The sequence below is a fragment of the Pseudoxanthomonas sangjuensis genome (genome assembly GCF_010211755.1).
Taxonomy (GTDB): Bacteria; Pseudomonadota; Gammaproteobacteria; order Xanthomonadales; family Xanthomonadaceae; genus Pseudoxanthomonas_A; species Pseudoxanthomonas_A sangjuensis.
The window spans coordinates 187,205-210,328 of sequence record NZ_PDWR01000002.1 but is presented as its reverse complement, the minus strand read 5'-3'; the positions used below and the strand labels follow the sequence as shown (position 1 = coordinate 210,328).

Here is a 23,124-nt window from a genome sequence, read left to right as displayed (position 1 = left end):
CCCCCCGAACACACCCCGCTGATGAAGCAGTACTTCGCCGCCAAGGCGGAGTATCCGGACCTGCTGCTGTTCTTCCGGATGGGCGACTTCTACGAGCTGTTCTACGACGACGCGCGCAAGGCGGCGCGGCTGCTCGACATCACCCTGACCCAGCGCGGCAGTTCCGGCGGCGCGCCGATCCCGATGGCCGGCGTGCCGGTGCACGCCTACGAGGGCTATCTCGCGCGGCTGGTGGCGCTGGGCGAATCGGTGGCCATCTGCGAACAGATCGGCGACCCGGCGCAGGCCAAGGGCCTGGTCGAACGCAAGGTCGTGCGCATCGTCACCCCCGGCACCGTCACCGACGAGGCGCTGCTCAACGAACGCCGCGATACCCTGCTGATGGCGTTGTCGCGCGGCCGGAACGGCTACGGCCTGGCCTGGGCGGATCTCGCCGGCGGCCGCTTCCTGGTCAACGAGGTCGAAAGCGACGACGCGCTGGAGGCCGAACTCGCGCGCCTGGAACCGGCCGAACTGCTGCTGCCCGACGAGGAAGGCTGGCCGATGTTCCTGCAGCACGCCGGCGCGCAGGCGCGCAGCGGCATCCGCCGCCGCCCGCCGTGGCTGTTCGACGCCGACAGTGGCCGCAGGCAGTTGCTGCAGTTCTTCGGGCTGCACGATCTTTCCGCCTTCGGCATCGACGACAAGCCGCTGGCGACCGCTGCCGCCGGCGCCTTGCTCGGCTACGTCGAAGAAACGCAGAAGCAACGGCTGCCGCACCTGACTTCGATCGCGGTCGAATCGGCCGGCGAAGCGATCGCGATGAACGCCGCCACGCGCCGCCACCTCGAACTCGACACCCGCGTCGACGGCGACACGAAGAACACCCTGCTCGGCGTGCTCGACGCCACGGTCACGCCGATGGGCGGGCGCCTGCTGCGGCGCTGGCTGCATCGCCCGCTGCGCGACCGCCGCGTCGTCGGCGAGCGCCACCAGGCCGTGGCGACGCTGATCGACCGCGGTGCCGACACCATGTTGCGCGAGCAGTTCCGCGCGCTTGGCGACGTCGAGCGCATCCTCACCCGCGTCGCGCTGCGTTCGGCACGGCCGCGCGACCTGTCGACGCTGCGCGATGGCCTGGCGCTGCTGCCCGCGATCCGCGAGGTGCTGGCCGGCCTCGACTCGCCGCGGCTGCGCGCGCTTTCGGCCGAACTCGGCGAACACGCCGAAGTCGCCGCCCTGCTCGCCCGCGCGGTCGCGCCGCAGCCGCCGCTGAAGCTTGCCGACGGCGGCGTGATCGCCGAAGGCTTCGACGCCGAACTGGACGAGCTGCGCCGGCTGTCGACCCATGCCGACCAGTTCCTCGTCGACCTGGAACAACGCGAGCGCGAAAGCAGCGGCATCCCGACGCTGAAGGTCGGCTACAACCGCGTGCACGGCTACTACATCGAGATCAGCAAGGGCCAGGCCGACAAGGCGCCGGTGCACTACACCCGCCGCCAGACCCTGACCGGCGCCGAGCGTTACATCACCGAGGAACTGAAGGCGTTCGAGGACAAGGTGCTGTCGGCGCGCGAACGATCGCTGTCGCGCGAGAAGCTGCTGTACGAGGAACTGCTCGATTCGCTGAACCGCGAACTCGAATCGCTCAAGCGCTGCGCCGCCGCGCTGAGCGAGCTCGACGTGCTGGCCGCCTTCGCCGAACGGGCGCAGGGACTGGACTGGTCGCAGCCCGAACTGTCCGCCGAACCCGGCCTGCGCATCGAGCGCGGCCGGCATCCGGTAGTCGAAGCGGTGCGCGACGAGCCGTTCGAGCCGAACGACCTGCACCTCGGCGAATCGCGCAGGATGCTGGTCATCACCGGCCCGAACATGGGCGGCAAGAGCACCTTCATGCGCCAGAACGCGCTGATCGTGCTGCTGGCGCACATCGGCAGCTTCGTGCCCGCGGCGCAGGCGGTGATCGGCCCGATCGACCGCATCCTGACCCGCATCGGCGCCGGCGACGACCTGGCGCGCGGGCAATCGACCTTCATGGTCGAGATGGCCGAGACCAGCTACATCCTGCACCACGCCACGCCGCAGTCGCTGGTGCTGATGGACGAGATCGGCCGCGGCACCTCGACCTACGACGGCCTTGCGCTGGCCGACGCGGTCGCGCGCCACCTCGCCGCGAGCAACCGCTGCTACACGCTGTTCGCCACGCATTACTTCGAACTGACCGCGCTCGCCGAACCCGGCTCCGGCATCGCCAACGTGCACCTGGACGCGGTCGAACATACCGACAAAAGCGGCGGCGACACGCTGGTCTTCATGCATGCGGTGAAGGAAGGCGCGGCGGACCGCAGCTTCGGCCTGCAGGTCGCCGCCCTTGCCGGCCTGCCGAAGGCCACGCTGCAACAGGCACGGCGGCGACTTGCCGAACTCGAACAGCGCGGCCGCGAGACGCATGCATCGGAAATGGCGCCGCAATCGCTCGACGCCCCGCAGCAGTTCGGCCTGTTCGCGCCCGCGCCGTCGGCGGCACAGGAAGCGCTGGCCGCGCTGGATCCGGACGAACTGACCCCGAAGCAGGCGCTCGAAGCGCTGTACCGGCTGAAATCGCTGCTGTAGGCAGCGACTCCAACCCGGCAGGCGATTACAGCGCGCGGATGTCCGCCGGTGGGTTCATCCAGTTGTCGTGCAGTCCGTCGGCGTAACGCACCGGGCCGGAAACCAGTTCGTCGATGCTGGCGTCGTCCAGGGTGTTGACCTGCACCGAGATGAACGCGCCGCCGGCCTCGGGGATATGGCCGTGGCCGTAGACGGTGACTCCGCAGCGGCTGCAGAAGCGGTGGTGGATGTTGCCCTCGCCCCAGTCCTTGGCGTAGTCGCCCAGCACTTCCTCGCCCTGCAGCAGTTCGAAATCCTTCGGCGTCGCGCTCCAGTTGCGGATCTTGCCGCAGTAGGTGCAATTGCACTTGCCCGTGCCGGCCGCCAGGTCGAGCGTGGCCCGGTAGCGCACCGCGCCACAATGGCAGCTACCGTGGTAGGTCTTGCCCATGTCAGTGTTTCCCCTTGGTGTTTGCATTCGACTGCGCCGGGTGCGGATGCGCGGGAACCAGCGCGTCGTCGCGCGCCCTGGCCGCGATCGCAGCCGGTCGCTGCGCGTGTTGGCTGGCATAGGCCACGAACGCCGGCCGCTTCTCCAGCATGCCGATGAACATGTAGTAGCCGAGGAACGCGGCCATGTACAGGTCGGCGGCGGTGAAGCGGTCGCCAACCAGGAATTCCTTCCCCGCCACGGCCTCCTCCAGCACACGCAGCACGTCCGCCTCGCTGCCGTAGCCGGCATTCGTCGGCTCGGCAAACGCGCCGGCCTGCTTGGCGGTGAATACCGACTCCACCGGACCGGCGAGGAAGAACAGCCAGCGGTAGTAGGCGCCACGCCCGGGCGAACCGACCGGCGGCGCCAGGCCCTTCTCCGGCACCAGTTCCGCAAGGTACGCGCAGACTGCCGCGTTCTCGGTGATGATCGCGTCGCCGTGGCGCAACGCCGGCACCTTGCCCATCGGATTGATCGCCAGGTATTCGGGCGACTTCATCGTGGTGCCGTAGTCGAGCACGACCTCGTCGTAGGGCAACCCGGTTTCCTCGAGCATCCAGCGCGCGATGCGCGCACGCGACATCGGGTGGGTGTAGAAGGTCAGCTTGTCGGTCATGGCAACTCCGCCGTCTGGAAGGAGACGGCAGTTTGCGCCCGGGCTGCTGCCATGGAGTGTCAGCAGTCAGGCATCGCGGTGGCGCAGTTCATGTTCGCGCCAGCGGCGCAACAGCCGGTGGCGCTGGTCGGGATAGCGCTGGCCGGTGTCTTCCAGCCATTGCACGCGGTCGGCGCGGAAATGGCGGAAATCGCCGCGCAGTTCGCACCACGCCGCAAGCAGGCGCATGTCGTCGAGGAACGCCATTGCGAACGGCCAGACCGTGCGCTCCGACGCGCGCCCTCCGGCGTCCGCATAGCCCATGCGTACGACATTCCCTTCACGGATGGCGCGGCGCAACGCCGGCAGCCACGGTTCCGGTTGCGGCGACTGCCACTGCGGCGCGAACAGGCCGTTGGTTTCCACCTGCAGGCGCATGGTTTCCGGCAGCACGCTGACCACGCGATCCAGCGCCTGGTTCGCGGCGGCTGCCAGCGCCGGATCGGCGTGCGTGGCGACCCAGCGCGCGCCCAGCACCATCGCTTCCAGTTCCTCGGCGGAAAACATCATCGGCGGCAACAGGAAGCCGGGGTTGAGCCGGTAACCGACACCGGGATCGCCGTCGATGTCGGCGCCCTGCCCGCGCAAGGCTTCGATGTCGCGGTACAGCGTGCGCAGGCTCACGCCCAGCGACTCCGCCAACTGCGCTCCGCGGACCGGTTTGCGGCGGCGGCGGAGCTCGTCCAGCAGGTGCAGCAAGCGGGCGGCGCGAACCGTCATCCGTGGCACTGGGTGGAAGGAAGGTTGCACAGGATAACGGCCGACCGCCTTCCACCGCACGCCCCACCCTGCCCCACCATCCCGCATGGATAACGGAATCCATCCATGGACGGCGCTAGTATCGTCGGCCCGGCCGTCCGGCCGGGCCTCACTACAAAGGATTGCGCCATGAGCAACGACAGCCTCGCCGAACTCCTGTTCCAGCAGATCCAGGGCCCCGCCCTGCAGCAGATTTCCCGCCAGCTCGGAACGGGCCAGTTGCAGACTTCCAACGCGGTCGGCGCGGCCCTGCCGCTGCTGCTCGGCGCACTCGGCAGGAACGCCTCACAACCTTCCGGTGCCGAAGCGCTGCTCGGCGCGCTGCAGAACGACCACGCCGGCGGCCTCGACGTCGGCAGCGTGCTCGGCGCCGTCCTCGGCGGTACGCAGTCGCGCCAGACCAACGGCGCCGGCATCCTCGGCCATATCTTCGGTGGCAACCAGTCGCGCGCCGCGGCCAGCCTCGGCCAGGCCACCGGCCTCGGCGGCGACAAGGCCGGCGCGTTGCTGCAGATCCTTGCGCCGATCGTGATGTCGTTCCTCGCCCAGCGCTTCCTCGGTGGCCAGCAAAACGGTTCCCCGGCGACCGCCGGCCTGCTCGGCCAGGTGCTCGGCCAGGAACAGCAGGTGCACCGGCAGCAGGGCGGCCTCGGCGGCGGCCTGCTCGGCGCGGTGCTCGACCAGGACGGCGACGGCCAGCTGGGCCTCGGCGACCTGCTGAAGATCGGCGGCGGCCTGCTCGGCGGCGGTCGCTGACGGCGCCGCGACGCGGCATTCGACGAAGCGCCGGCAACGGCGCTTCGTTTTTTCGCTTCCCGTTTACGCCGATCGCGGCACACTCACCCCATAGCCGCCGCATATCGAAATATTCGAATCATTCGATTTCACCTGTCATCGGACCCTGACTAAGGTTGGAGAGGTTTCCACTCCTGGGAGAGAGCAGATGTCGCCCGATACGAAATGCCCGTTCAACCACGCCGCCCTCGGCGGTGGCGTCACCAACGAACACTGGTGGCCCAACCAGTTGAACCTGCGCCTGCTGCGCCAGCATTCGAACAAGTCCGACCCGCTGGGCGAAGGCTTCGACTACCGCCAGGAATTCAAGAAGCTCGACTACTACGCGCTGAAGAAGGACCTGCTGGCGCTGATGACCGAATCGCAGGACTGGTGGCCGGCCGACTGGGGCCACTACGGCGGCCTGATGATCCGCATGGCCTGGCACGGCGCCGGCACCTACCGCATCGGCGACGGCCGCGGCGGCGGCGGTCGCGGCCAGCAGCGCTTCGCCCCGCTCAACAGCTGGCCGGACAACGTCAGCCTCGACAAGGCGCGCCGGCTGCTGTGGCCGATCAAACAGAAGTACGGGCAGAAGATCTCCTGGGGCGACCTGATGATCCTGGCCGGCAACGTCGCGCTGGAATCGGCGGGCTTCCGCACCTTCGGTTTCGGCGCCGGCCGCGAGGACGCCTGGGAACCCGACGAGGACGTGTACTGGGGCAGCGAAAAACAGTGGCTGCTCACCAGCGACAAGCCCGGCACGCGCTATTCCGACAGCAAGCCCGGCGAACGCAAGCTGGAGAACCCGCTGGCCGCGGTGCAGATGGGCCTGATCTACGTGAACCCGGAAGGCCCGGACGGCAACGGCGACCCGCTTTCCGCCGCCCAGGACATCCGCGACACCTTCGGCCGCATGGCGATGGACGACGAGGAAACCGTGGCCCTGATCGCCGGCGGCCATACCCTGGGCAAGACCCACGGCGCCGGCCCTGCCGACGCGGTCGGGCCGGCGCCGGAAGCGGCCCCGCTCGAGCTGCAGGGCCTCGGCTGGAAAAGCAGCCACGGCACCGGCAAGGGCGGCGACGCGATCACCAGCGGCCTCGAGGTGGTGTGGAGCCAGACCCCGACCCAGTGGAGCAACAACTTCTTCGAGAACCTGTTCAAGTACGAATGGGTGCAGGAGAAGTCGCCGGCCGGCGCGATCCAGTGGGTCGCCAAGGATGCGCCCGAGATCGTCCCGGACCCGCACGATCCGTCGAAGAAGCGCAGGCCGACGATGCTGACCACCGACCTGACCCTGCGCTTCGATCCCGAGTTCGGGAAGATCTCGCGCAAGTTCCTCGACAACCCGCAGGCTTTCGCCGACGCCTTCGCCCGCGCCTGGTTCAAGCTGACCCATCGCGACATGGGTCCGAAGGCGCGCTACCTGGGTCCGGAAGTGCCGAAGGAAGACCTGATCTGGCAGGACCCGCTGCCGAAGGCGACGCACGCCCCGTCCGCCGCCGACATCGCCGAGCTGAAGGCGAAGATCGCCGCGTCCGGCCTGTCGGTCGCCGAACTGGTTTCCACCGCCTGGGCCTCGGCCTCGACCTTCCGCGGCAGCGACAAGCGCGGCGGCGCCAACGGCGCGCGCATCCGCCTCGCCCCGCAGAAGGACTGGGCCGCCAACGAACCGGACAAGCTGGCCAGGGTGCTGGCGAAGCTGGAGGAAATCCAGAAGGCTTCCGGCAAGGCCTCGCTGGCCGACGTGATCGTGCTGGCCGGCGGCGTCGGCATCGAGCAGGCGGCGAAGGCGGCCGGCTTCGACGTCGAAGTGCCGTTCGCGCCGGGCCGCGCCGATGCGCTGCAGGAACAGACCGACGTCGAGTCCTTCGCCGTGCTGGAACCGATCGCCGACGGCTTCCGCAACTACCAGAAGGGCAAGTACGACATCCCGGCCGAAGCCCTGCTGGTCGACAAGGCGCAACTGCTCACGCTCACCGCGCCGGAAATGACCGTGCTGGTCGGCGGCCTGCGCGTGCTCGGCGCGAACGCCGGCGGCAGCAGGCATGGCGTGTTCACCGACAGGCCGGGCACGCTGGGCAACGACTTCTTCGTCAACCTGCTCGACATGTCCACCGAATGGAAGCCTGCCGGCGACGTATACGAAGGCTATGACCGCAAGAGCGGCGCGCTGAAGTGGACCGGCACCCGCGTCGATCTGGTGTTCGGCTCGAACTCGGAGCTGCGCGCGCTGGCCGAGGTCTATGCCAGCGCCGACGCGAAGGAGAAGTTCGTCAAGGACTTCGTCGCCGCGTGGACCAAGGTGATGAACCTGGACCGCTTCGACCTGAAGTAGGCGACCGGCCCGCGATGACGAAAACGCCGGCACAAGCCGGCGTTTTCGTTTCCGCGCACCGCCTCAGGTCTGCGGCAACTGCTCCGGCTTCGGCTCGGCCACTTCCTTGCCCGCCTTCGCGCGGCCGGCGAGTTCGGCGCCGGCGGCGTGCGGCAATTTCCACATGATCCATGCCGACGTCGCCGAGACCAAGCCGACCGCGGCGAAGGCCCAGTAGAAATTGCCGGCGTCGGTCGCCGCCGCGCCGCGCAGCGCGCCCGTGCCCTCCAGCAGGAAACCGCCCATCGCCACGCCCATGCTCAGCGACAGTTGCTGCATCATGCCGGCCAGGCTGCTGGCCTGGCCCATCCGCGGGTTGTCGACGTCGGCATAGCTGATCGCGTTGAGGCTGGTGAACTGCAGCGAACGCATGCAGCCGGTGAACAGCAGCACGGCCATCACCACCGCGTGCGGCGTGTCCGGGCGGAACAATCCGTAGGTGGCCAGCCCCATCGACGCGACCAGCGCGTTGACGACCAGCACGCGGCGGAAGCCGAAGCGCCTGAGGATCAACGCGGCGATGGTCTTCATGAACATCGCGCCGACCGCGGACATGAAGGTCAGCAGGCCCGACTGCAGCGGACTCAGGCCGAAGCCCAGCTGCAGCATCAGCGGCAACAGGAACGGGATCGCGCCCACGCCGATGCGGAACACGAAACCGCCGGCCACGCCGGCGCGGAAGGTCGGCAGGCGGAACAGCCCCAGGTCGAGCAGCGGGTGTGGGCAGCGCCGCGCATGCCAGACGTAGCCGACCAGTGCGGCAACACCCGCGACGAGCGCGGCCACGGCCGTCCAGGCCGGCAGCAGGTGACGGCCCAGCGTGGAGAAACCGAACATCGCCACGGCCACCCCGCCGCCGGCGAGCGCGAAGCCGCGCCAGTCCAGCGGCGCGACGGTTTCGCGGATCTGCGGAATGAAGCGCTTCGCCAGGAAGATGCCGGCCAGGCCGATCGGCAGGTTGACCAGGAAGATCCAGCGCCAATGGAAATAGGTGGTGATGAAACCGCCCAGCGGCGGGCCGACCACCGGGCCGACCAGCGCCGGGATGGTCAGCCAGCTCAGCGCCAGCACCAGTTCGCTCTTCGGGATGGATCGCAGCAGCACCAGCCGGCCGACCGGCACCATCATCGCCCCGCCCATCCCTTGCAGGAAACGCGCCACGACCAGCATGCCGAGCGAGTTGCTCGCGGCGCAGGCCAGCGAACCGAGCAGGAACACGCCGATCGCCGTCGTGAAGGTCGTCCGCGAGCCGAAGCGGTCGGCGATCCAGCCGCTGACCGGGATGAACACCGCCAGCGCGAGCAGGTAGGCGGTCAGCGCGAGCTTGAGCGCGATCGGTTCGGTGCCGAGGTCGATGGCCATCGCCGGCAGCGAGGTCGAGATCACGGTCGAATCCATGTTCTCGATGAACAACGCGCAGGCGACGATCAGCGGCAGCAGTCGCGCGGGTTTCAGCGTCGGCAGGCTCACGCGGGCGATTCCCTGTCCATGTCCCCGCGCTCCTACAACGCATCGATGTCGCCGAGCGCCTGGATCAGGCGGCGGGCGCGCTTGTCGGGCTTGGTCGCCGGCGCGCGATAGCCGTTGGCTTCGGCGCGGCGCTGGGCGCGCTCGTTCTCGCGCCGCAGCTTCGACTCCCCGCTTTCGCGGTACAGCGCCTGCGCGACCGGCGCCGGACCGCGGGTGTCGCTGACCGCGAGCACTTCGATCTCGAAGGTTTCGCCGGTCCGCACGACCTTCATCGCATCGCCCGCCTTGACCATCCGCGACGGTTTGGCGCGCTGCCCGCCGACCTCGACCTTGCCGGTCTCGACCGCCTGCCTGGCCAGCGCGCGGGTCCTGAAGAAACGCGCGGCCCAGAGCCAGATGTCGAGGCGGATGGAAGCGAGTTCGGTCATCTTTCGTTGAACCGCGGGAACGGGGCTATTATGCGGCGGAACGGCTGGTCCGGCCCCGATGCCGGCGGATGGAACCATGCACGGTCATTTCCTGCTGCATTTCCTGATCTGGTGCACGGTCGTCAACTACGCCGTGCTGTTCGTCTGGTTCGGCATCTTCGTCTTCGCCCGCGGCTGGCTGTACCGGTTGCACGGCCGCTGGTTCCGGCTGTCGCAGGAAGAATTCGACCGGATCCACTACGCCGCGATGGCCGCGTACAAGATCGGCATCCTGCTGTTCAACCTGGCGCCGCTGATCGCGATCCACCTGGTCTAGCGGTCGCCGGAAACAGAACGGCCGCCCGAAGGCGGCCGTTCCGGCGTTTCGATGGCTGCGCCGAATTACTCGGCGGCAGCGGCCTTCTCGGCCTTGGCCTTGGCGACGGCGCCCAGGTCTTCCTTGATGCGGGCGGCCTTGCCTTCCAGGCCACGCAGGTAGTACAGCTTGCCGGCGCGAACCTTGCCGCGGCGCTTCACTTCGACCGAATCGATCGCGGCGCTGTGGGTCTGGAACACGCGCTCGACGCCGTAGCCGTGCGAGATCTTGCGCACGGTGAAGGCCGAGTTCAGACCGGCGTTCTTCTTCGCGATGACCACGCCTTCGTAGGCCTGCACGCGCTCGCGATTGCCTTCCTTGACCTTCACGTTGACGACGACGGTGTCGCCGGGGCTGAACTGCGGAAGCTGGCGCTTGATCTGCTCGGCTTCGAACTGCTGGATGAGATTGCTCATGGTGACACCGTGTGTTGAGGCACTTCGCGTGCGTGGGCGTGTCTGGCGACAACTCGGACTGATGCGGTCGCCGGATTGCGCCGCACGTTTGTTATGGGGTTCCGCGCGGCCGGACCCGGCCCGCGAAGCCGTGTATTGTAACCCGGAAAATCCGGGAAAAGCAAAGGGTTACGTAGGGCGGGTCCTGGCCCGCCATCGCCGTGTCCGGGCGCCCGATGGCGGGTCAGGACCCGCCCTGCCGGTTTTCGGCCTTGAAGGCCTCCAGCAGCGCGCGGTCGGCCTTCGACAGCGCCGCCTCGTCCAGCAGCTCGGGCCGGCGCAGCCAGGTCCGGCCCAGCGCCTGCTGGCGGCGCCAGCGGGCGATCGCGGCATGGTCGCCGGAACGCAGCACCGCCGGCACCTCGCCCAGGGCATGGCTGGCCGGCTGGGTGTAGTGCGGGCAGTCCAGCAGGGCCTGCCCGTCGGGGCCGGCCTCGAAACTGTCCTGCGCCGCCGACTCGGCATCGTTCAGCACGCCTTCCTGCAGCCGCACGACCGCGTCGATCAGCACCGCCGCCGGCAGTTCGCCGCCGGACAGCACGTAGTCGCCGATCGAGATTTCCTCGTCGATTTCGGCCTCGACGAAACGCTCGTCGACGCCCTCGTAGCGGCCGCACAGCAGGATCAGCCGCGGCAGCCCGGCCAGTCCGCGCACTTTCGCCTGGGTCAGCGGCCTGCCCTGCGGGCTGAGGTAGATCACCGGCGCCGGCATCGCGTCGGCCAGGCGCGCAGCGTCGAGGCAGGCCTGCAGCGGCTCGATCATCATCACCATGCCGGGACCGCCGCCGAACGGGCGGTCGTCGACGCGGCGGTAGTTGCCCGCCGCGTAATCGCGCGGGTTCCAGCCGTGCAGCGACAGCAGCCCGCGCTCCTGCGCGCGCCCGACCACGCCGAAGCCGGCGCACTGGGCGACGAATTCGGGAAACAGGCTGAGGACGTCGATGCGCATCAGGCAGGAAACGGGTCGGGGGAAGTGGGGAACGGGTGGAAGCCTAGGGCAAAAGCGGAAACGCGGCCGTTCATCCGTTCCCCGCTCCTCCCCTGCTCGTTGCTAGAAGTCGGCATCCCAATCGACCGTGATCGTGCCGGTGGCGAAAACCACCGACTTCACGTAGTCCGGCTCGACGAACGGCACCAGCCGCTCGCGATCGCCCTTCACCACCATCACGTCGTTGACGCCGGTCGAGAACAGGTGCGAGACCGTGCCGAAATCGGCCCCTTCGAGATTGCGCACGCGCAGGCCTTCCAGGTCGACCCAGTAATACTCGCCGGGCTTCGGCGGCGGCAGCGCCGAGCGCGGCACGAAGATCTCGGTGCCGCGCAGGGCTTCGGCGGCATCGCGATCCTCGACGCCGGGGAAGGTCGCGATCAGGCTCTTGCCCGATTCCTTGCCGCGCGCGCCGGCGAGTTCGCGTTCGCGGCCGGCCGCGTCGCGCAGCGTCCACGGCTGGTAGCGGAAGATCGCCGCGCGCGGCTCGGTCCAGGACTCGAGCTTGAGCTGGCCGCGCACGCCGAAGGCGCCGGCCACCCGACCCAGCAGGATTCGACGTTCATCGCTCATGGGGGGCGAAGTCGTGGGCACAAACGAAAACGGCGGCTTTCGCCGCCGTCCTCATGCCGCTCAGGCAGCGGACTTGGCCGCTTCCTTGTAGATGCTGGCGACCTTGTCGCTGAGCTGCGCACCGTGGCTGACCCAGTGCTGCACGCGGGCGACGTCGAGCTCGAAGCGCTTGTCGTTGCCGGAGGCCACCGGGTTGTAGTAACCCAGCCGCTCGATGTTGCGGCCGTCGCGCGCATTGCGCGAGTCGGTGACGATGATGTGGTAGAAGGGGCGCTTCTTCGCGCCGCCACGGGTAAGGCGGATCTTGACGCTCATGAGGGTGCTTCCTGTGTAGCCCAGCCGGCGGGATGCCGGGGTAAGTGAGCCAGGTATTCTAAGCCATTGAAAGCCGGAAGGAAACCCAACCCGTTCCCGGCTCAGAGCGGCTCCCGGGGCCGGGTTCCCAGGGCCCGGGCCAGCAGGCCCGGCAGCTCCGGGGGCTGCGGCATGGCTTTCCCGTCGATACCGGCGACCAGCCGCGTCCCGGTGGCGTTGACCGCGAAGGCGCCGGCGAAACCCGCCACCTCGTCCAACCGCACCGGGCCGGTTCGCTGCGGAACGCCGAGCTCGCCCAGCCCCAGTTGCAGCAGCCGCTCCATCGTCCCGCGCAACGCCGGCCCCTGTGGCCAGACCACGCCCCCGCCGTCCCAGAAGCCGGCATTCCAGACCGACCCCTCGACCACCCTGCCCTCGTCATCGACGAACAGCGCATCGTCGAACCCGGCCACCAGCGCTTGCCGGCGGTAGTGGAACAACGGGAAGGTGCCGACATGCTTGATGTGCGGCAGTGGACGGACGAATTCGAAGCTTTTCACCCGGACCGGCGGCGCCGTCTCCGGCGTGGGCGGCGAAACCGAGGTCAGCACGTCGACCGGCACCGGCCCGTCCGGCCGGCGGTAATCGAACCGGCGCGAGAACACGGTGACGCGCAGCGAGCAGTCGCCGCCCGCTTCATCGAGCGCTCTGCGCATCGCATCGAGCACCCGCGCATCGTCCAGTCCGACGCCGAACAGTTCGCGCGTCGCATCGCGCAGTCGCGCCAGGTGCAGGTCGAGCCCGCGCACGGCGCGATCGCGCACCTGCATCGAGGTGAAATGGCCGTAGTTGGCGACCGCAAGCGCGCGCAGGTCGTCGGCGCCGGCGGGGCTTCCGTTGAGGAACGCCGCGGTCACCGCATCGGCGGCATGCCGCCGCGACCCATCGCGCCCATCATGCCCTGCAGGCCGCGCATCATCCCCTTCATGCCGCCGCGGCCCAGCTTGCCCATCATCTTTTCCATCTGCTGGTACTGCTTCAGCAGCTTGTTGACGTCGGCCGGCGTGGTGCCGGAACCGCGGGCGATGCGCGCGCGGCGCGAGCCGTTGAGCAGGTCGGGATTACGCCGTTCCTTCTTGGTCATCGAACCGATGATCGCGATCATCCGCGGCACTTCCCGGCTCTGCTGCACCTGCTGCTTCAGGTGCTCGGGAATCTGGCCCATGCCCGGCAGCTTGTCCATCAGCCCGGCGATGCCGCCCATGTTCTGCATCTGCTCCAACTGGTCGCGCATGTCGTTGAGGTCGAACTTCTTGCCCTTGGCGACCTTCTCGGCGAGCTTCTTCGCCTTCTCCTCGTCGACGTTCTGCTGCACCGATTCGACCAGCGCGACCACGTCGCCCATGTCGAGGATGCGGTTGGCCACGCGCACCGGGTCGAACACGTCGAGACCGTCGGGCTTTTCGCTGACGCCGATGAACTTGATCGGCTTGCCGGTGATGTAGCGCACGCTGAGCGCCGCGCCGCCGCGCGCATCGCCGTCGGTCTTGGTCAGCACCACGCCGGTCAGCGGCAGCGCCTGCGCGAAGGCCTTGGCCGTGGCCGCCGCGTCCTGGCCGGTCATCGAGTCGACCACGAACAGCGTCTCGGCCGGGTTCACCGCCGTATGCAGCGCCTTGATCTCGGCCATCATCGCCTCGTCGATGGCGAGGCGGCCGGCGGTGTCGACGATCAGCACGTCGGCGAAGGTCTTCTTCGCCTCTTCGATGGCGGCGCGGACGATGTCGACCGGCTTCTGCGAAGCCTCGGACGGGAAGAACGGCACGCCGACCTGCTGGGCGAGCGACTTCAGCTGCTCGATCGCGGCCGGGCGATAGACGTCGGCACTGACCACCAGCACCTTCTTCTTGCGCTTGTCGCGCAGGTGCCTGGCCAGCTTGCCGACCGTGGTGGTCTTGCCGGCGCCCTGCAGGCCGGCCATCAGGATCACCGCCGGCGCCGGCACGTTGAGGTTCAGGTCGGCGGCGGTCGATCCCATCACCGCGACCAGTTCGTCGCGGACGATCTTGATCAGCGCCTGGCCCGGGGTCAGCGACTTCAGCACTTCCTGGCCGACCGCGCGCACCTTGATGCGCTGGATCAGCGCCTGCACCACCGGCAGCGCGACGTCGGCCTCGAGCAGGGCGATGCGGACTTCGCGCACGGCCTCGCTGATGTTGGACTCGGTCAAACGGCCGCGGCCACGCAGGCGCTCGAGGGTGCCGGAGAGTCGCTGGGTCAGGGATTCGAACATCTGGATGCGCGGGGAAGGAGAAAACGGGCAGGAAGTATAGCTTCGGAGCCCCCCTCCCATCGGAAGCGGATGCGGGCGGGGAGCAGCGCAGGCCGGTAATCGTCTTCCACCCGCGATACTTCGTGCGCCCCTCACCCGACGCACCCGGCGCGTCGATTCCTCCCGTCGGGAGAGGTGTTTCCGGCGCCGTTATGCGACACTTCCCAGATGACAATTGTTCTCATCGCCGTCGCACTGTATCTGGCCGCCACCTTCCTGCTGGTGCGCTCGGTGACGCGCGAACCGGGCGGCGCCTGGTTGTGGCCGGCCATCCCGGCCGTCGTGCTGCATGGCGGCTACCACCTTTGGGTCGCGCTGCACACCGCGGGCGGGCCCGACCTGCATTTCTTCGCGGCGCTGTCGCTGGCCGCGCTGGGCATGGCCGCGCTGACCACGCTGGTCGGCGCGCGCGGGCGCATGGCCGCCCTGGGCGTGGTGGTATTCCCGCTGACCGCGCTGTTCCTGCTGGCCTACCACCTGCATGGCCACCAACCGGCCGAAGCACTGGACTGGCGCCTGCAGTTGCATGCGTGGCTGGCGCTGTTGGCCTTCGCCACCCTGGGCATCGCCGCGCTGCTGGCGCTGATGCTGTGGGCGCAGGAGCGCGCCCTGCGCCGGCACGATTTCCGCGCCTGGCTGCGCGCGCTGCCGCCGCTGACCGAACTGGAAACCCTGCTGTTCCGGACCATCGCCGTCGGTTTCGTCCTGCTGACCCTGACCCTGCTGACCGGCGTACTGTTCGTCGAAAACCTGCTGGCCCAGCACCTGGCGCACAAGACCGTGCTCAGCGTGCTGTCGTGGCTGGTCTTCGGCGGCCTGCTACTGGGGCGCTGGCGCTATGGCTGGCGCGGTACGAAGGCCGTGCATTGGACGCTGATGGCGATGTTTTTGCTAATTTTGTCGTTCTTTGGCAGCAATTTCGTGCTGGAACTGGTCCTGCACAGGAAGCCGTAGCCTGCTCCACAGCATTTCATTGCTGAAACAATATTTGCATTGACAAATATTGCCCGGGCCGGCATCCTGCCGCCCCCATGAGCACTCTCACTCCCCTGTCCTCGGTTTGCAGCGGCTCCACCCTGGGGCTGCTGATCCGCCAGGTTCGCGACAACATGCGCACGCGCTGGGAACGCGAGCTGGCCGACGCCGGCCACGACCTGACCTTCAGCCAGTTCGTCACGATCAAGAAACTGGCCGACGGCATCGCCAGCGTCACCGAACTGGCCCGCATCGCCGAGGTCAACCCCGGCGCGATGACCCGCCTGCTCGACAAGCTGGAAGCGCGCGGCCTGATCGTGCGCGCCACCGACCCCAGCGACCGCCGCGCCCTGCACATCCACCTGACCGACGCCGGCCGCGCGATCTGGCGCGACATCGACCAGTGCGGGCAGCGCGTGCGCGAGGCCGCGCTCGCCGGCCTCGACGACGCCCAGCGCCGGCAATTCATCCACCTGCTCGAGCAGGTGCGCGACAACCTTTCCGTCCCGGAAGCCTGAAACATGCCTACCTCCCCCATACCTCGCCGCCCGACGGCGACGATCGGCGTTATCGGCATCCTGTCCCTCGCGCTGGCGCTGGCCGGTTGCGCCAGCAGCGGCGGACTGGAACCGTCCGCGGCCGTGCGCGACGTCGACGGATACGGAATCTCGCGCAGCCTCGTCGGCGCGCCGCTCAGCGATGCCGCGTTCCCGCAACGCGAGTGGTGGACCGCGCTGGGCGATCCGCAGCTGGATGCGCTGATCGCCGAGGCGCTGCAGGACAGCCCGTCGCTGGTCGCCGCCGATGCGCGCCTGCGCAAGGCGCAGGCGCAGGCCGGGCTGGCCGACGCCGCGCGCAAGCCGACCGTCGGCGCCAGCGCGCAATACGCGGTGGCGCAATTGCCGAAGGGACTCGCCGGCGACGAACTCGGCGGCAAGCTGCTGCACAACGCCGTGCTGATGCTCAACTTCGACTGGCCGCTCGACGTCTGGGGCGGCAAGCGCGCCGAGTACGAAGCCGCACTCGACCAGGTCCACGCCACCCAGATCGAGGCGCAGGCCGCGCGCCTGACCCTGGCCGCGAACATCGCGCGCAGCTACGTCGCGCTGGCGCAGGCCTTCGATGCGAAGGAGGTCGCCGAACGCGAGCAGGCGCGCAGCGAGCGCCTGCAGCAGCTGAGCCGGCAGCGCGTCGCCGCCGGCATCGACAACCAGCTGTCGCTGCGCAATGCCGAAGCCGCGATCGCCACCGCGAAGGCCCAGGCCGAAGCCGCGCAGCAACAGATCGACGCCCTGCGCAACGCCATCGCCGCGCTGCTCGGCCAGGGCCCGGACCGCGGCCTCGACATCGCCAGGCCGCGGCTGCTCGACGCACCCGCCCCGGCGCTGCCCGGCGTGCTGCCGGGCGAACTCCCCGGCCACCGCCCCGACGTGGTCGCCGCGCGCTGGCGCGTCGAGGCCGCCGGCCACGGCATCAAGTCGGCGAAGGCGAAGTTCAAGCCCAGCGTCGACCTGAGCGCGCTCGTCGGCCTCGCCGCGACCGGCTTCTCCGACCTGTTCGACGGCGACGCGCTGCTCGGCTTCGGCGGACCGGCGATCAGCCTGCCGATCTTCGACGGCGGCCAGCTGCGCAACAACCTCGCCGCGCGCGATGCCGACTACGACCTCGCCGTCGCCGGCTACAACCAGACCGTGGTCGATGCGCTGCACCAGGTCGCCGACGCGTTGCAGTCGATCCGTTCGCTCGATGCGCAGGCCGAATCGCTGCGACAGGCGCGCGAAGCCGCCGCGGCCGCGCTGAAGCTGGCCGACGCGCGTTACCAGGCCGGCCTCGGCACCCAGATCGACGTGCTGTCCGCGCAGCGCCCGCTGCTGCAGATCGAACAACAGATCGCCGGCCTGCGCGCGCAGCGCTATGCCGCCACCGTCGACCTCGACCGCGCGCTCGGCGGCGGCCTCGATTTCGACGCGCCGGCGGTTTCCGGCAACGACAACCCTTCTTCTTCGCACATCGCCAAGGCCCCCACGCCATGACCACCGAAATCAATCCGCAAGCCCCCACTCCCGGCGCCGCGCCGGCCGCCGCGGCGAACGGCAACGGCAAGCGCAGGCGCGCGCTGCTGATCCTGCTGCTGGTGGCGATCACCGCCGGCGTGCTGTGGCTGGCGTATTTCATCCTTTACGCGCGCTGGCACCAGGACACCGACGACGCCTACGTGCAGGGCAACGTGGTCGCGATCGTGCCGCAGACCGCCGGCACCGTGGTCAGCATCGACGCCGACGACGGCGACCGCGTCGAAGTCGGCCAGGCGCTGGTGCACCTCGACCCGAACGATGCGCAGGTCGCCTACGACCAGGCGGTGGCCAACCTCGCCGGCACCGTGCGCCAGGTGCGCGGCTACTTCAGCAACGTCGACGCCGGCCAGGCCGACCTGCAGGCCCGCAAGGTCGCGGTGGAACAGGCCCGCGCCGACGTGAAGCGCCGCGAAGGCCTGGTCGCCAGCGGCGCGGTCTCGCGCGAGGAACTGGCCCACGCCCGCGACATGCCCGCCGCCGCCGAAGCCGCCTTGGCCGCGTCGCAGGGCACGCTGTCGCGCACCCGCGCGCTGGTCGATGCGACCACCGTGCAGCGGCAGCCGCAGGTCGAAGCCGCGGCGTCGCAATTGCGCCAGGCGTACCTGAACCTGCAGCGTTCGGCGATCGTCGCCCCGATTACCGGCTACGTCGCCAAGCGCCAGGTGCAACTGGGCCAGCGCGTGCAGCCCGGCAGCACCCTGATGACCGTGGTGCCGCTGGAACAGGTCTGGGTGGAAGCCAACTTCAAGGAAACCCAGCTGGCGAAGATGCGCATCGGCCAGCCGGTGAAGCTGACCTCGGACCTGTACGGCGACGACGTCGAATTCGACGGCAAGGTCGCCAGCCTCGGCCTCGGCACCGGCAGCGCGTTCTCGCTGCTGCCGGCGCAGAACGCTTCCGGCAACTGGATCAAGATCGTGCAGCGCGTGCCGGTGCGGATCGAGATCGAGCCGAAGCAACTGGCCGAGCACCCGCTGCGCCTGGGCCTGAGCATGAGCGTCGACGTCGCCGTGCGCGACCAGGCGGGCCCGGTGCTGGCGCAGCCGCGCAAGGCCGACGCGCCGCGTTTCGCCACCGCCGCGTACCAGAAGCAACTGGACGACGCCAACGACCTGATCGCGAAGATCGTGGCGCAGAACCTGCCGCGCAACGCGCGCGACTGACCGCCCGGACATCCCCTCCCCCATGTCCACGATAGTCGAACAGGAAGAAGGCTTCGGCGTGCCGCCCGGCCCGGAGGCGGTCGCGCCGCCGAAGCCGTTCCGTCCGCCGAACGTCGCGCTGGCCACGCTCGGCCTGGCGCTGGCGTCGTTCATGCAGGTGCTGGACACCACCATCGCCAACGTCTCGCTGCCGACGATCAGCGGCAACCTCGGCGGCAGCGCCAACCAGGCGACGTGGGTGATCACCTCGTTCGCGGTCAGCAACGCGATCGCCCTGCCGTTGACCGGCTGGCTGACCCGCCATTTCGGCGAGCGCAAGCTGTTCATGTGGTCGACGCTGGCGTTCGTGATCGCCTCGTTCCTGTGCGGCGTCGCCAACAGCATGGGCCTGCTGGTCGGCGCGCGCGCGCTGCAGGGCTTCGTCGCCGGCCCGATGTACCCGGTGACCCAGGCCCTGCTGCTGTCGATCTACCCGCCGCAGAAACGCGGCCAGGCCATCGCCCTGCTGGCGATGGTCACCGTGGTCGCGCCGATCGCCGGGCCGATCCTCGGCGGCTGGATCACCGACAACTACAGCTGGGAATGGATCTTCTTCATCAACATACCGATCGGCATCTTCGCCAGCTTCGTGGTCGGCTCGCAGCTGAAGGGCCGGCCCGAGCGCACCGACAAGCCGAAGATGGACTACATCGGCCTGGCCACGCTGGTGCTCGGCGTCGGCGCGCTGCAGATCCTGCTCGACCTGGGCAACGACGAGGACTGGTTCGCCTCGGGCACGATAGTCGTCCTGGCCATCGTCGCCGCGATCTCGCTGGCGGTGTTCGTGATCTGGGAACTGACCGACAAGGACCCGATCGTCGACCTGCGCCTGTTCCGGCACCGCAACTTCAGCGCCGGCACCGCGGCGATGGTGGTGGCCTACGCCGCGTTCTTCAGCGTCGGCATCCTGGTGCCGCTGTGGCTGCAGCGCAACCTCGGCTACACCGCGATCTGGGCCGGTTTCGCCACCGCGCCGATCGGCGTGCTGCCGGTATTGATGACGCCGTTCGTGGGCAAGTACGCCAACCGCTTCGACCTGCGCATGCTGGCCAGCATCGCCTTCGTCGCGATGGCGTTCACCAGCTTCCTGCGCTCGCACTTCAACCTGGACGTGGACTTCGCCCACGTGGCGTGGGTCCAGCTGTTCCAGGGCATCGGCGTGGCGCTGTTCTTCATGCCGGTGCTGCAGATCCTGTTGTCCGACCTGGAACCGCACGAGATCGCCGCCGGCTCCGGCCTGGCCACGTTCATGCGCACGCTGGGCGGCAGCTTCGCCGCGTCGCTTACCACGTACGCATGGACCGAGCGCGGCGCGGTGCACCACGCGCACCTGACCGAGAAACTGTCCGCCTACGACCCGGCCACGGTGGCGACGGCGACGCAACTCGGCCAGGGCGACCTGCAGCGCGGCGCGATGCTGCTGGAGCGGATGATCGCCAACCAGGCCGCGCAGATCGGCTTCAACGAGATATTCCACTTGCTGGGCATCGTCTTCCTGGTGGTGATCCTGTTCGTCTGGGTCGCCAGGCCGCCGTTCGCGGCGAAGGCCGGCGGCGCGGCCGGCGGCGGGCACTGACGCAGAAAACCCGCCGGACGGCGGGTTTTCCCTTGCGGCGCTCATTCCATCGCCGCGTCGATCGCCTGCGACAGCCGCTCCGCCGCGACCACCTCCAGCCCCTTGAAGCTGCCGGACTTCGGTGCGTTCGCCTTCGGCACGATCGCGCGCCTGAAGCCGTGCGTCGCCGCCTCGCGCAACCGCTCCTCGCCGTTCGGCACCGGACGGATCTCGCCGCTCAGGCCGACTTCGCCGAAAGCGATCGTCTTTTCCGGCAGCGGCCGGTCGCGCAACGAGGAAAGCACGGCGAGCAGCACCGGCAGGTCGGCCGCGGTTTCCTGCACGCGGATGCCGCCGACCACGTTGACGAACACGTCCTGGTCGCCGACCACGACGCCGCCATGCCGGTGCAGCACCGCAAGCAGCATCGCCAACCGGTTCTGCTCCATGCCGACCGCGACGCGGCGCGGATTCGACAGCGGCGACGCATCGACCAGCGCCTGCACCTCGACCAGCAGCGGCCGCGTGCCCTCGCGGGTGACCATCACGCAGGAACCGGGCTGCCGCGCGCTGCCGCCGGACAGGAAGATCGCCGACGGGTTCGGCACTTCCTTCAGGCCTTTCTCGCCCATCGCGAACACGCCCAGTTCGTTGACCGCGCCGAAGCGGTTCTTGAACGCGCGCAGCACGCGGAAGCGCGAACCGCTTTCGCCTTCGAAATACAGCACCGCGTCGACCATGTGCTCGAGCACGCGCGGGCCGGCGATGCCGCCTTCCTTGGTGACGTGGCCGACCAGGAACACGGCGGTGCCGGTTTCCTTCGCGTAGCGGACCAGCCGCGCCGCGCTCTCGCGCACCTGCGACACCGAACCGGGCGCGGCGGTCAGCGTCTCGGTCCACAGCGTCTGCACCGAATCGGCGACGACGATGCGCGGCTGCGCGGCGACGGCGTGGTCGAGGATCTTCTCGATGCCGGTCTCGGCCAGCGCCCGCAGGCCGTCCAGCGGCAGGTCGAGGCGCGCGGCGCGGCCGGCGACCTGGGCCAGCGACTCCTCGCCGGTGACGTACAGCACCGGCTGCGACGCTGCGAGCCTGGCCAGCGCCTGCAGCAGCAGCGTCGACTTGCCGATGCCGGGGTCGCCACCGACCAGCACCACCGCGCCTTCGACCAGCCCGCCGCCGAGCACGCGGTCGAGTTCGCCGATGCCGGTGGAGACGCGCGCCTCCTCGCTGTGGCGCACGTCCTTCAACGCGGTGACCTTCGGCGCCTCGACCTTGCCGGCCCAGCTGGAACGGCGCGCGGCCGGCGCGGACGCGGCCGGCTCGACCACGAATTCGGACAGCGAATTCCACGCCCCGCACTCGCCGCACTGGCCCTGCCACTTGCTGAAGGATGCGCCGCACTCGGCGCAGACGTAGGCGGTGCGGGATTTGCCGGATGCGGGCTTGGCCACGGTGCGACTCGTTACGGGAACCGGCCGCTACTCTAGCCGCGCCGGGTCTCGCGTGGCGAGACCGGAACCGCGGTCAGGAACGGTGCCAGCCGCGCCGCGCCATGCACGCCTCGAACGCCGCGCCGCGTTCGGCCTTTGGCGTCGCCGCCGCTTCCGATTCGCAGGCCGCACGCGCGCCATCGAAGGGCTCGGCCCCTTCGCCGCGCCAGCCGTCGTCGCGCAGGCTGGCACAGCCAGCGAGCAGCAGCACTGCAAACGGAGCCAGGCAGCGCAACACCACCTTTCCGGTCTTGCCGAATGCGGACATGGTTTCCCCTCGCAGCGAAGCAGGCGGCCAATGTTGGCGGCCCGCATGACCGCCCGCAAGTGCGGCCGGTCAGCCCAGCCGCCAGCTGCCGAGCGTGTCGTACTCCGCCTGCCCTTCGACGCTCTGGAGCAGGTGGAAGGCGTCGAAGCGCAACGCGACCGGCGCGATCGGCGGCAGTTGCGGCCCCGGCGGCACGTAGGCCACGGTCAGGTGCGGCACGAAACCGCGTGCCGACAACCGGAACCCGGCCTGCAGCAGCCGCTGCCGCAGCGCCTGCCAGAACGCATCCATGCCCGGGGAGGAAGCTTCCCCCGACAGGGTCAGCGCCGGGTTGCGCGGATTGCCGAGCGCGCGCAGGCGGTCCAGTTCCTGTTCGAAACCGGACGCATGCAGGTCGCCGCCGGCCTCGATGGCGCGGGCGATCCAGTCCTCCCGCGGGCCGGCGCTTTCGCCCAGGTAATGCAACGTCAGGTGCCAACGCTGCGGCCGCACCCAGCGCGCGCCGGGGAAATGCCCGTGCAGCCGCTCGACGCAGGCGGCGAGCGCGCGCCGCTGCGCTTCGTCCGGCAGCAACGCGAAGAAAAGGCGATGCGCCTTCGGCGGCGTGCCCGTCGCGGAAAAAAGATCGTCCTGCATCGCCGCGTCCCGGGCCGCGCCGCTCAGGCCGCCGCGGTCACCACGATCTCGACCTTCCACGCCGGATCGGCCAGTTTCGCTTCGACCGTGGCGCGCGCAGGCGCGTTGCCGGCCGGCACCCACGCATCCCAGGCCCGGTTCATGCCGTCGAAATCGGCGATGTCGGCAAGGAAGATCTGCGCGCGCAAAATCCGGGTCTTGTCGCTGCCGGCGCGCGCCAGCAGGTCGTCGATCGCGGCCAGCACCTGGCGGGTCTGTTCCTCGATGCCGGCGCTGGCGTCCTCGGCGACCTGCCCGGCCAGATAGACGATGCCGTTGTGGAGGCTGGCCTCGGACATGCGCCGGCCGGCGTCGATGCGCTGGATCATCTGCGTTTTCCCGTCGTGGTGGGTG

Annotated in this window: 24 protein-coding genes; 9 read left to right on the top strand and 15 right to left on the bottom strand. The window is 69.3% G+C overall.

Going from position 1 to position 23,124, the window contains the following annotated elements; genetic code table 11:
- On the top strand, window positions 1–2,592 hold a 2,592-nt coding region (gene mutS, locus CSC71_RS01910), incomplete at its 5' end, for a DNA mismatch repair protein MutS (protein ID WP_246191922.1).
- 25 nt (window positions 2,593–2,617) lie between these two features.
- Here the strand turns inward: mutS and CSC71_RS01905 are convergent.
- The 3 genes from CSC71_RS01905 to CSC71_RS01895 form a co-directional block, all read right to left on the bottom strand.
- Window positions 2,618–3,022 (bottom strand): GFA family protein, encoded by a 405-nt coding sequence (locus CSC71_RS01905; protein WP_162372650.1) that lies wholly within the window; start codon window positions 3,020–3,022, stop codon window positions 2,618–2,620.
- 1 nt (window position 3,023) lies between these two features.
- On the bottom strand, window positions 3,024–3,680 hold the full coding sequence (locus CSC71_RS01900) for a glutathione S-transferase family protein (RefSeq protein WP_162372649.1): 657 nt from the start codon (window positions 3,678–3,680) through the stop codon (window positions 3,024–3,026).
- A gap of 66 nt (window positions 3,681–3,746) precedes the next feature.
- On the bottom strand, window positions 3,747–4,439 hold the full coding sequence (locus tag CSC71_RS01895) for a helix-turn-helix transcriptional regulator (protein ID WP_162372648.1): 693 nt from the start codon (window positions 4,437–4,439) through the stop codon (window positions 3,747–3,749).
- A gap of 168 nt (window positions 4,440–4,607) precedes the next feature.
- Here CSC71_RS01895 and CSC71_RS01890 point away from each other — a divergent pair, with 168 nt between their 5' ends.
- Window positions 4,608–5,234: a DUF937 domain-containing protein gene (locus CSC71_RS01890; RefSeq protein WP_162372647.1), complete on the top strand. Its 627-nt coding sequence runs from the start codon at window positions 4,608–4,610 to the stop codon at window positions 5,232–5,234.
- Between the two features lie 187 nt (window positions 5,235–5,421).
- Complete coding sequence (gene katG, locus CSC71_RS01885) at window positions 5,422–7,593, top strand: catalase/peroxidase HPI (RefSeq protein ID WP_162372646.1); 2,172 nt, start codon at window positions 5,422–5,424, stop codon at window positions 7,591–7,593.
- Between the two features lie 63 nt (window positions 7,594–7,656).
- Here katG and CSC71_RS01880 read toward each other — a convergent pair whose 3' ends face one another.
- Window positions 7,657–9,102: an MFS transporter gene (locus CSC71_RS01880; RefSeq protein WP_246191921.1), complete on the bottom strand. Its 1,446-nt coding sequence runs from the start codon at window positions 9,100–9,102 to the stop codon at window positions 7,657–7,659.
- A gap of 32 nt (window positions 9,103–9,134) precedes the next feature.
- Window positions 9,135–9,530 carry an RNA-binding S4 domain-containing protein gene (locus CSC71_RS01875; protein WP_162372645.1) on the bottom strand — a complete coding sequence of 132 codons (396 nt, stop codon included), beginning with the start codon at window positions 9,528–9,530 and terminating at the stop codon, window positions 9,135–9,137.
- Window positions 9,531–9,606: 76 nt separating this feature from the next.
- Between CSC71_RS01875 and CSC71_RS01870 the strand changes: the two genes are divergently transcribed.
- Window positions 9,607–9,846, top strand: coding sequence for a DUF6868 family protein (locus tag CSC71_RS01870; protein WP_162372644.1), 240 nt, complete (start codon window positions 9,607–9,609; stop codon window positions 9,844–9,846).
- Between the two features lie 65 nt (window positions 9,847–9,911).
- On the opposite strand, the gene rplS is transcribed toward CSC71_RS01870, so the two are convergent.
- The 6 genes from rplS to ffh form a co-directional block, all read right to left on the bottom strand.
- Complete coding sequence (rplS, locus tag CSC71_RS01865) at window positions 9,912–10,301, bottom strand: 50S ribosomal protein L19 (RefSeq protein ID WP_162372643.1); 390 nt, start codon at window positions 10,299–10,301, stop codon at window positions 9,912–9,914.
- A gap of 223 nt (window positions 10,302–10,524) precedes the next feature.
- A complete protein-coding gene (gene trmD / locus CSC71_RS01860; RefSeq protein ID WP_162372642.1) occupies window positions 10,525–11,289 on the bottom strand; it encodes a tRNA (guanosine(37)-N1)-methyltransferase TrmD in 765 nt (254 codons plus the stop codon).
- Window positions 11,290–11,391: 102 nt separating this feature from the next.
- Window positions 11,392–11,901, bottom strand: a complete 510-nt coding sequence (gene rimM, locus CSC71_RS01855) for a ribosome maturation factor RimM (protein ID WP_162372641.1) — start codon at window positions 11,899–11,901, stop codon at window positions 11,392–11,394.
- 60 nt (window positions 11,902–11,961) lie between these two features.
- Entirely contained in the window at window positions 11,962–12,216 is a 255-nt protein-coding gene (gene rpsP / locus CSC71_RS01850; RefSeq protein WP_162372640.1) for a 30S ribosomal protein S16, read from the bottom strand.
- A 101-nt stretch (window positions 12,217–12,317) separates the two neighbouring features.
- Window positions 12,318–13,112, bottom strand: a complete 795-nt coding sequence (locus CSC71_RS01845) for an aminotransferase class IV family protein (RefSeq protein WP_162372639.1) — start codon at window positions 13,110–13,112, stop codon at window positions 12,318–12,320.
- Window positions 13,109–14,488 carry a signal recognition particle protein gene (ffh, locus tag CSC71_RS01840; RefSeq protein WP_162372638.1) on the bottom strand — a complete coding sequence of 460 codons (1,380 nt, stop codon included), beginning with the start codon at window positions 14,486–14,488 and terminating at the stop codon, window positions 13,109–13,111. The genes CSC71_RS01845 and ffh overlap by 4 nt, the downstream gene beginning before the upstream one ends.
- Window positions 14,489–14,695: 207 nt before the next feature.
- Between ffh and CSC71_RS01835 the strand changes: the two genes are divergently transcribed.
- The 5 genes from CSC71_RS01835 to CSC71_RS01815 all read left to right on the top strand — a co-directional run bounded on the left by CSC71_RS01835 (window position 14,696) and on the right by CSC71_RS01815 (window position 20,355).
- Window positions 14,696–15,481, top strand: a complete 786-nt coding sequence (locus CSC71_RS01835) for a cytochrome C assembly family protein (protein WP_162372637.1) — start codon at window positions 14,696–14,698, stop codon at window positions 15,479–15,481.
- 77 nt (window positions 15,482–15,558) lie between these two features.
- A complete protein-coding gene (locus tag CSC71_RS01830; protein WP_162372636.1) occupies window positions 15,559–16,020 on the top strand; it encodes a MarR family winged helix-turn-helix transcriptional regulator in 462 nt (153 codons plus the stop codon).
- 3 nt (window positions 16,021–16,023) lie between these two features.
- Entirely contained in the window at window positions 16,024–17,535 is a 1,512-nt protein-coding gene (locus tag CSC71_RS01825) for an efflux transporter outer membrane subunit (RefSeq protein ID WP_162372635.1), read from the top strand.
- Window positions 17,532–18,740 (top strand): HlyD/EmrA/EmrK family protein, encoded by a 1,209-nt coding sequence (locus tag CSC71_RS01820; protein WP_162372634.1) that lies wholly within the window; start codon window positions 17,532–17,534, stop codon window positions 18,738–18,740. The genes CSC71_RS01825 and CSC71_RS01820 overlap by 4 nt, the downstream gene beginning before the upstream one ends.
- A gap of 22 nt (window positions 18,741–18,762) precedes the next feature.
- Entirely contained in the window at window positions 18,763–20,355 is a 1,593-nt protein-coding gene (locus tag CSC71_RS01815; protein WP_162372633.1) for a DHA2 family efflux MFS transporter permease subunit, read from the top strand.
- 41 nt (window positions 20,356–20,396) lie between these two features.
- Here the strand turns inward: CSC71_RS01815 and radA are convergent, their stop codons facing one another.
- The 4 genes from radA to CSC71_RS01795 form a co-directional block, all read right to left on the bottom strand.
- Complete coding sequence (gene radA, locus CSC71_RS01810) at window positions 20,397–21,788, bottom strand: DNA repair protein RadA (RefSeq protein WP_162372632.1); 1,392 nt, start codon at window positions 21,786–21,788, stop codon at window positions 20,397–20,399.
- A gap of 73 nt (window positions 21,789–21,861) precedes the next feature.
- Window positions 21,862–22,095, bottom strand: coding sequence for a hypothetical protein (locus CSC71_RS01805; protein ID WP_162372631.1), 234 nt, complete (start codon window positions 22,093–22,095; stop codon window positions 21,862–21,864).
- Window positions 22,096–22,164: 69 nt separating this feature from the next.
- Window positions 22,165–22,731 (bottom strand): RNA 2',3'-cyclic phosphodiesterase, encoded by a 567-nt coding sequence (gene thpR / locus CSC71_RS01800; RefSeq protein WP_162372630.1) that lies wholly within the window; start codon window positions 22,729–22,731, stop codon window positions 22,165–22,167.
- Between the two features lie 23 nt (window positions 22,732–22,754).
- Window positions 22,755–23,099 carry a RidA family protein gene (locus CSC71_RS01795; RefSeq protein ID WP_162372629.1) on the bottom strand — a complete coding sequence of 115 codons (345 nt, stop codon included), beginning with the start codon at window positions 23,097–23,099 and terminating at the stop codon, window positions 22,755–22,757.
- Window positions 23,100–23,124: the final 25 nt, after the last annotated feature.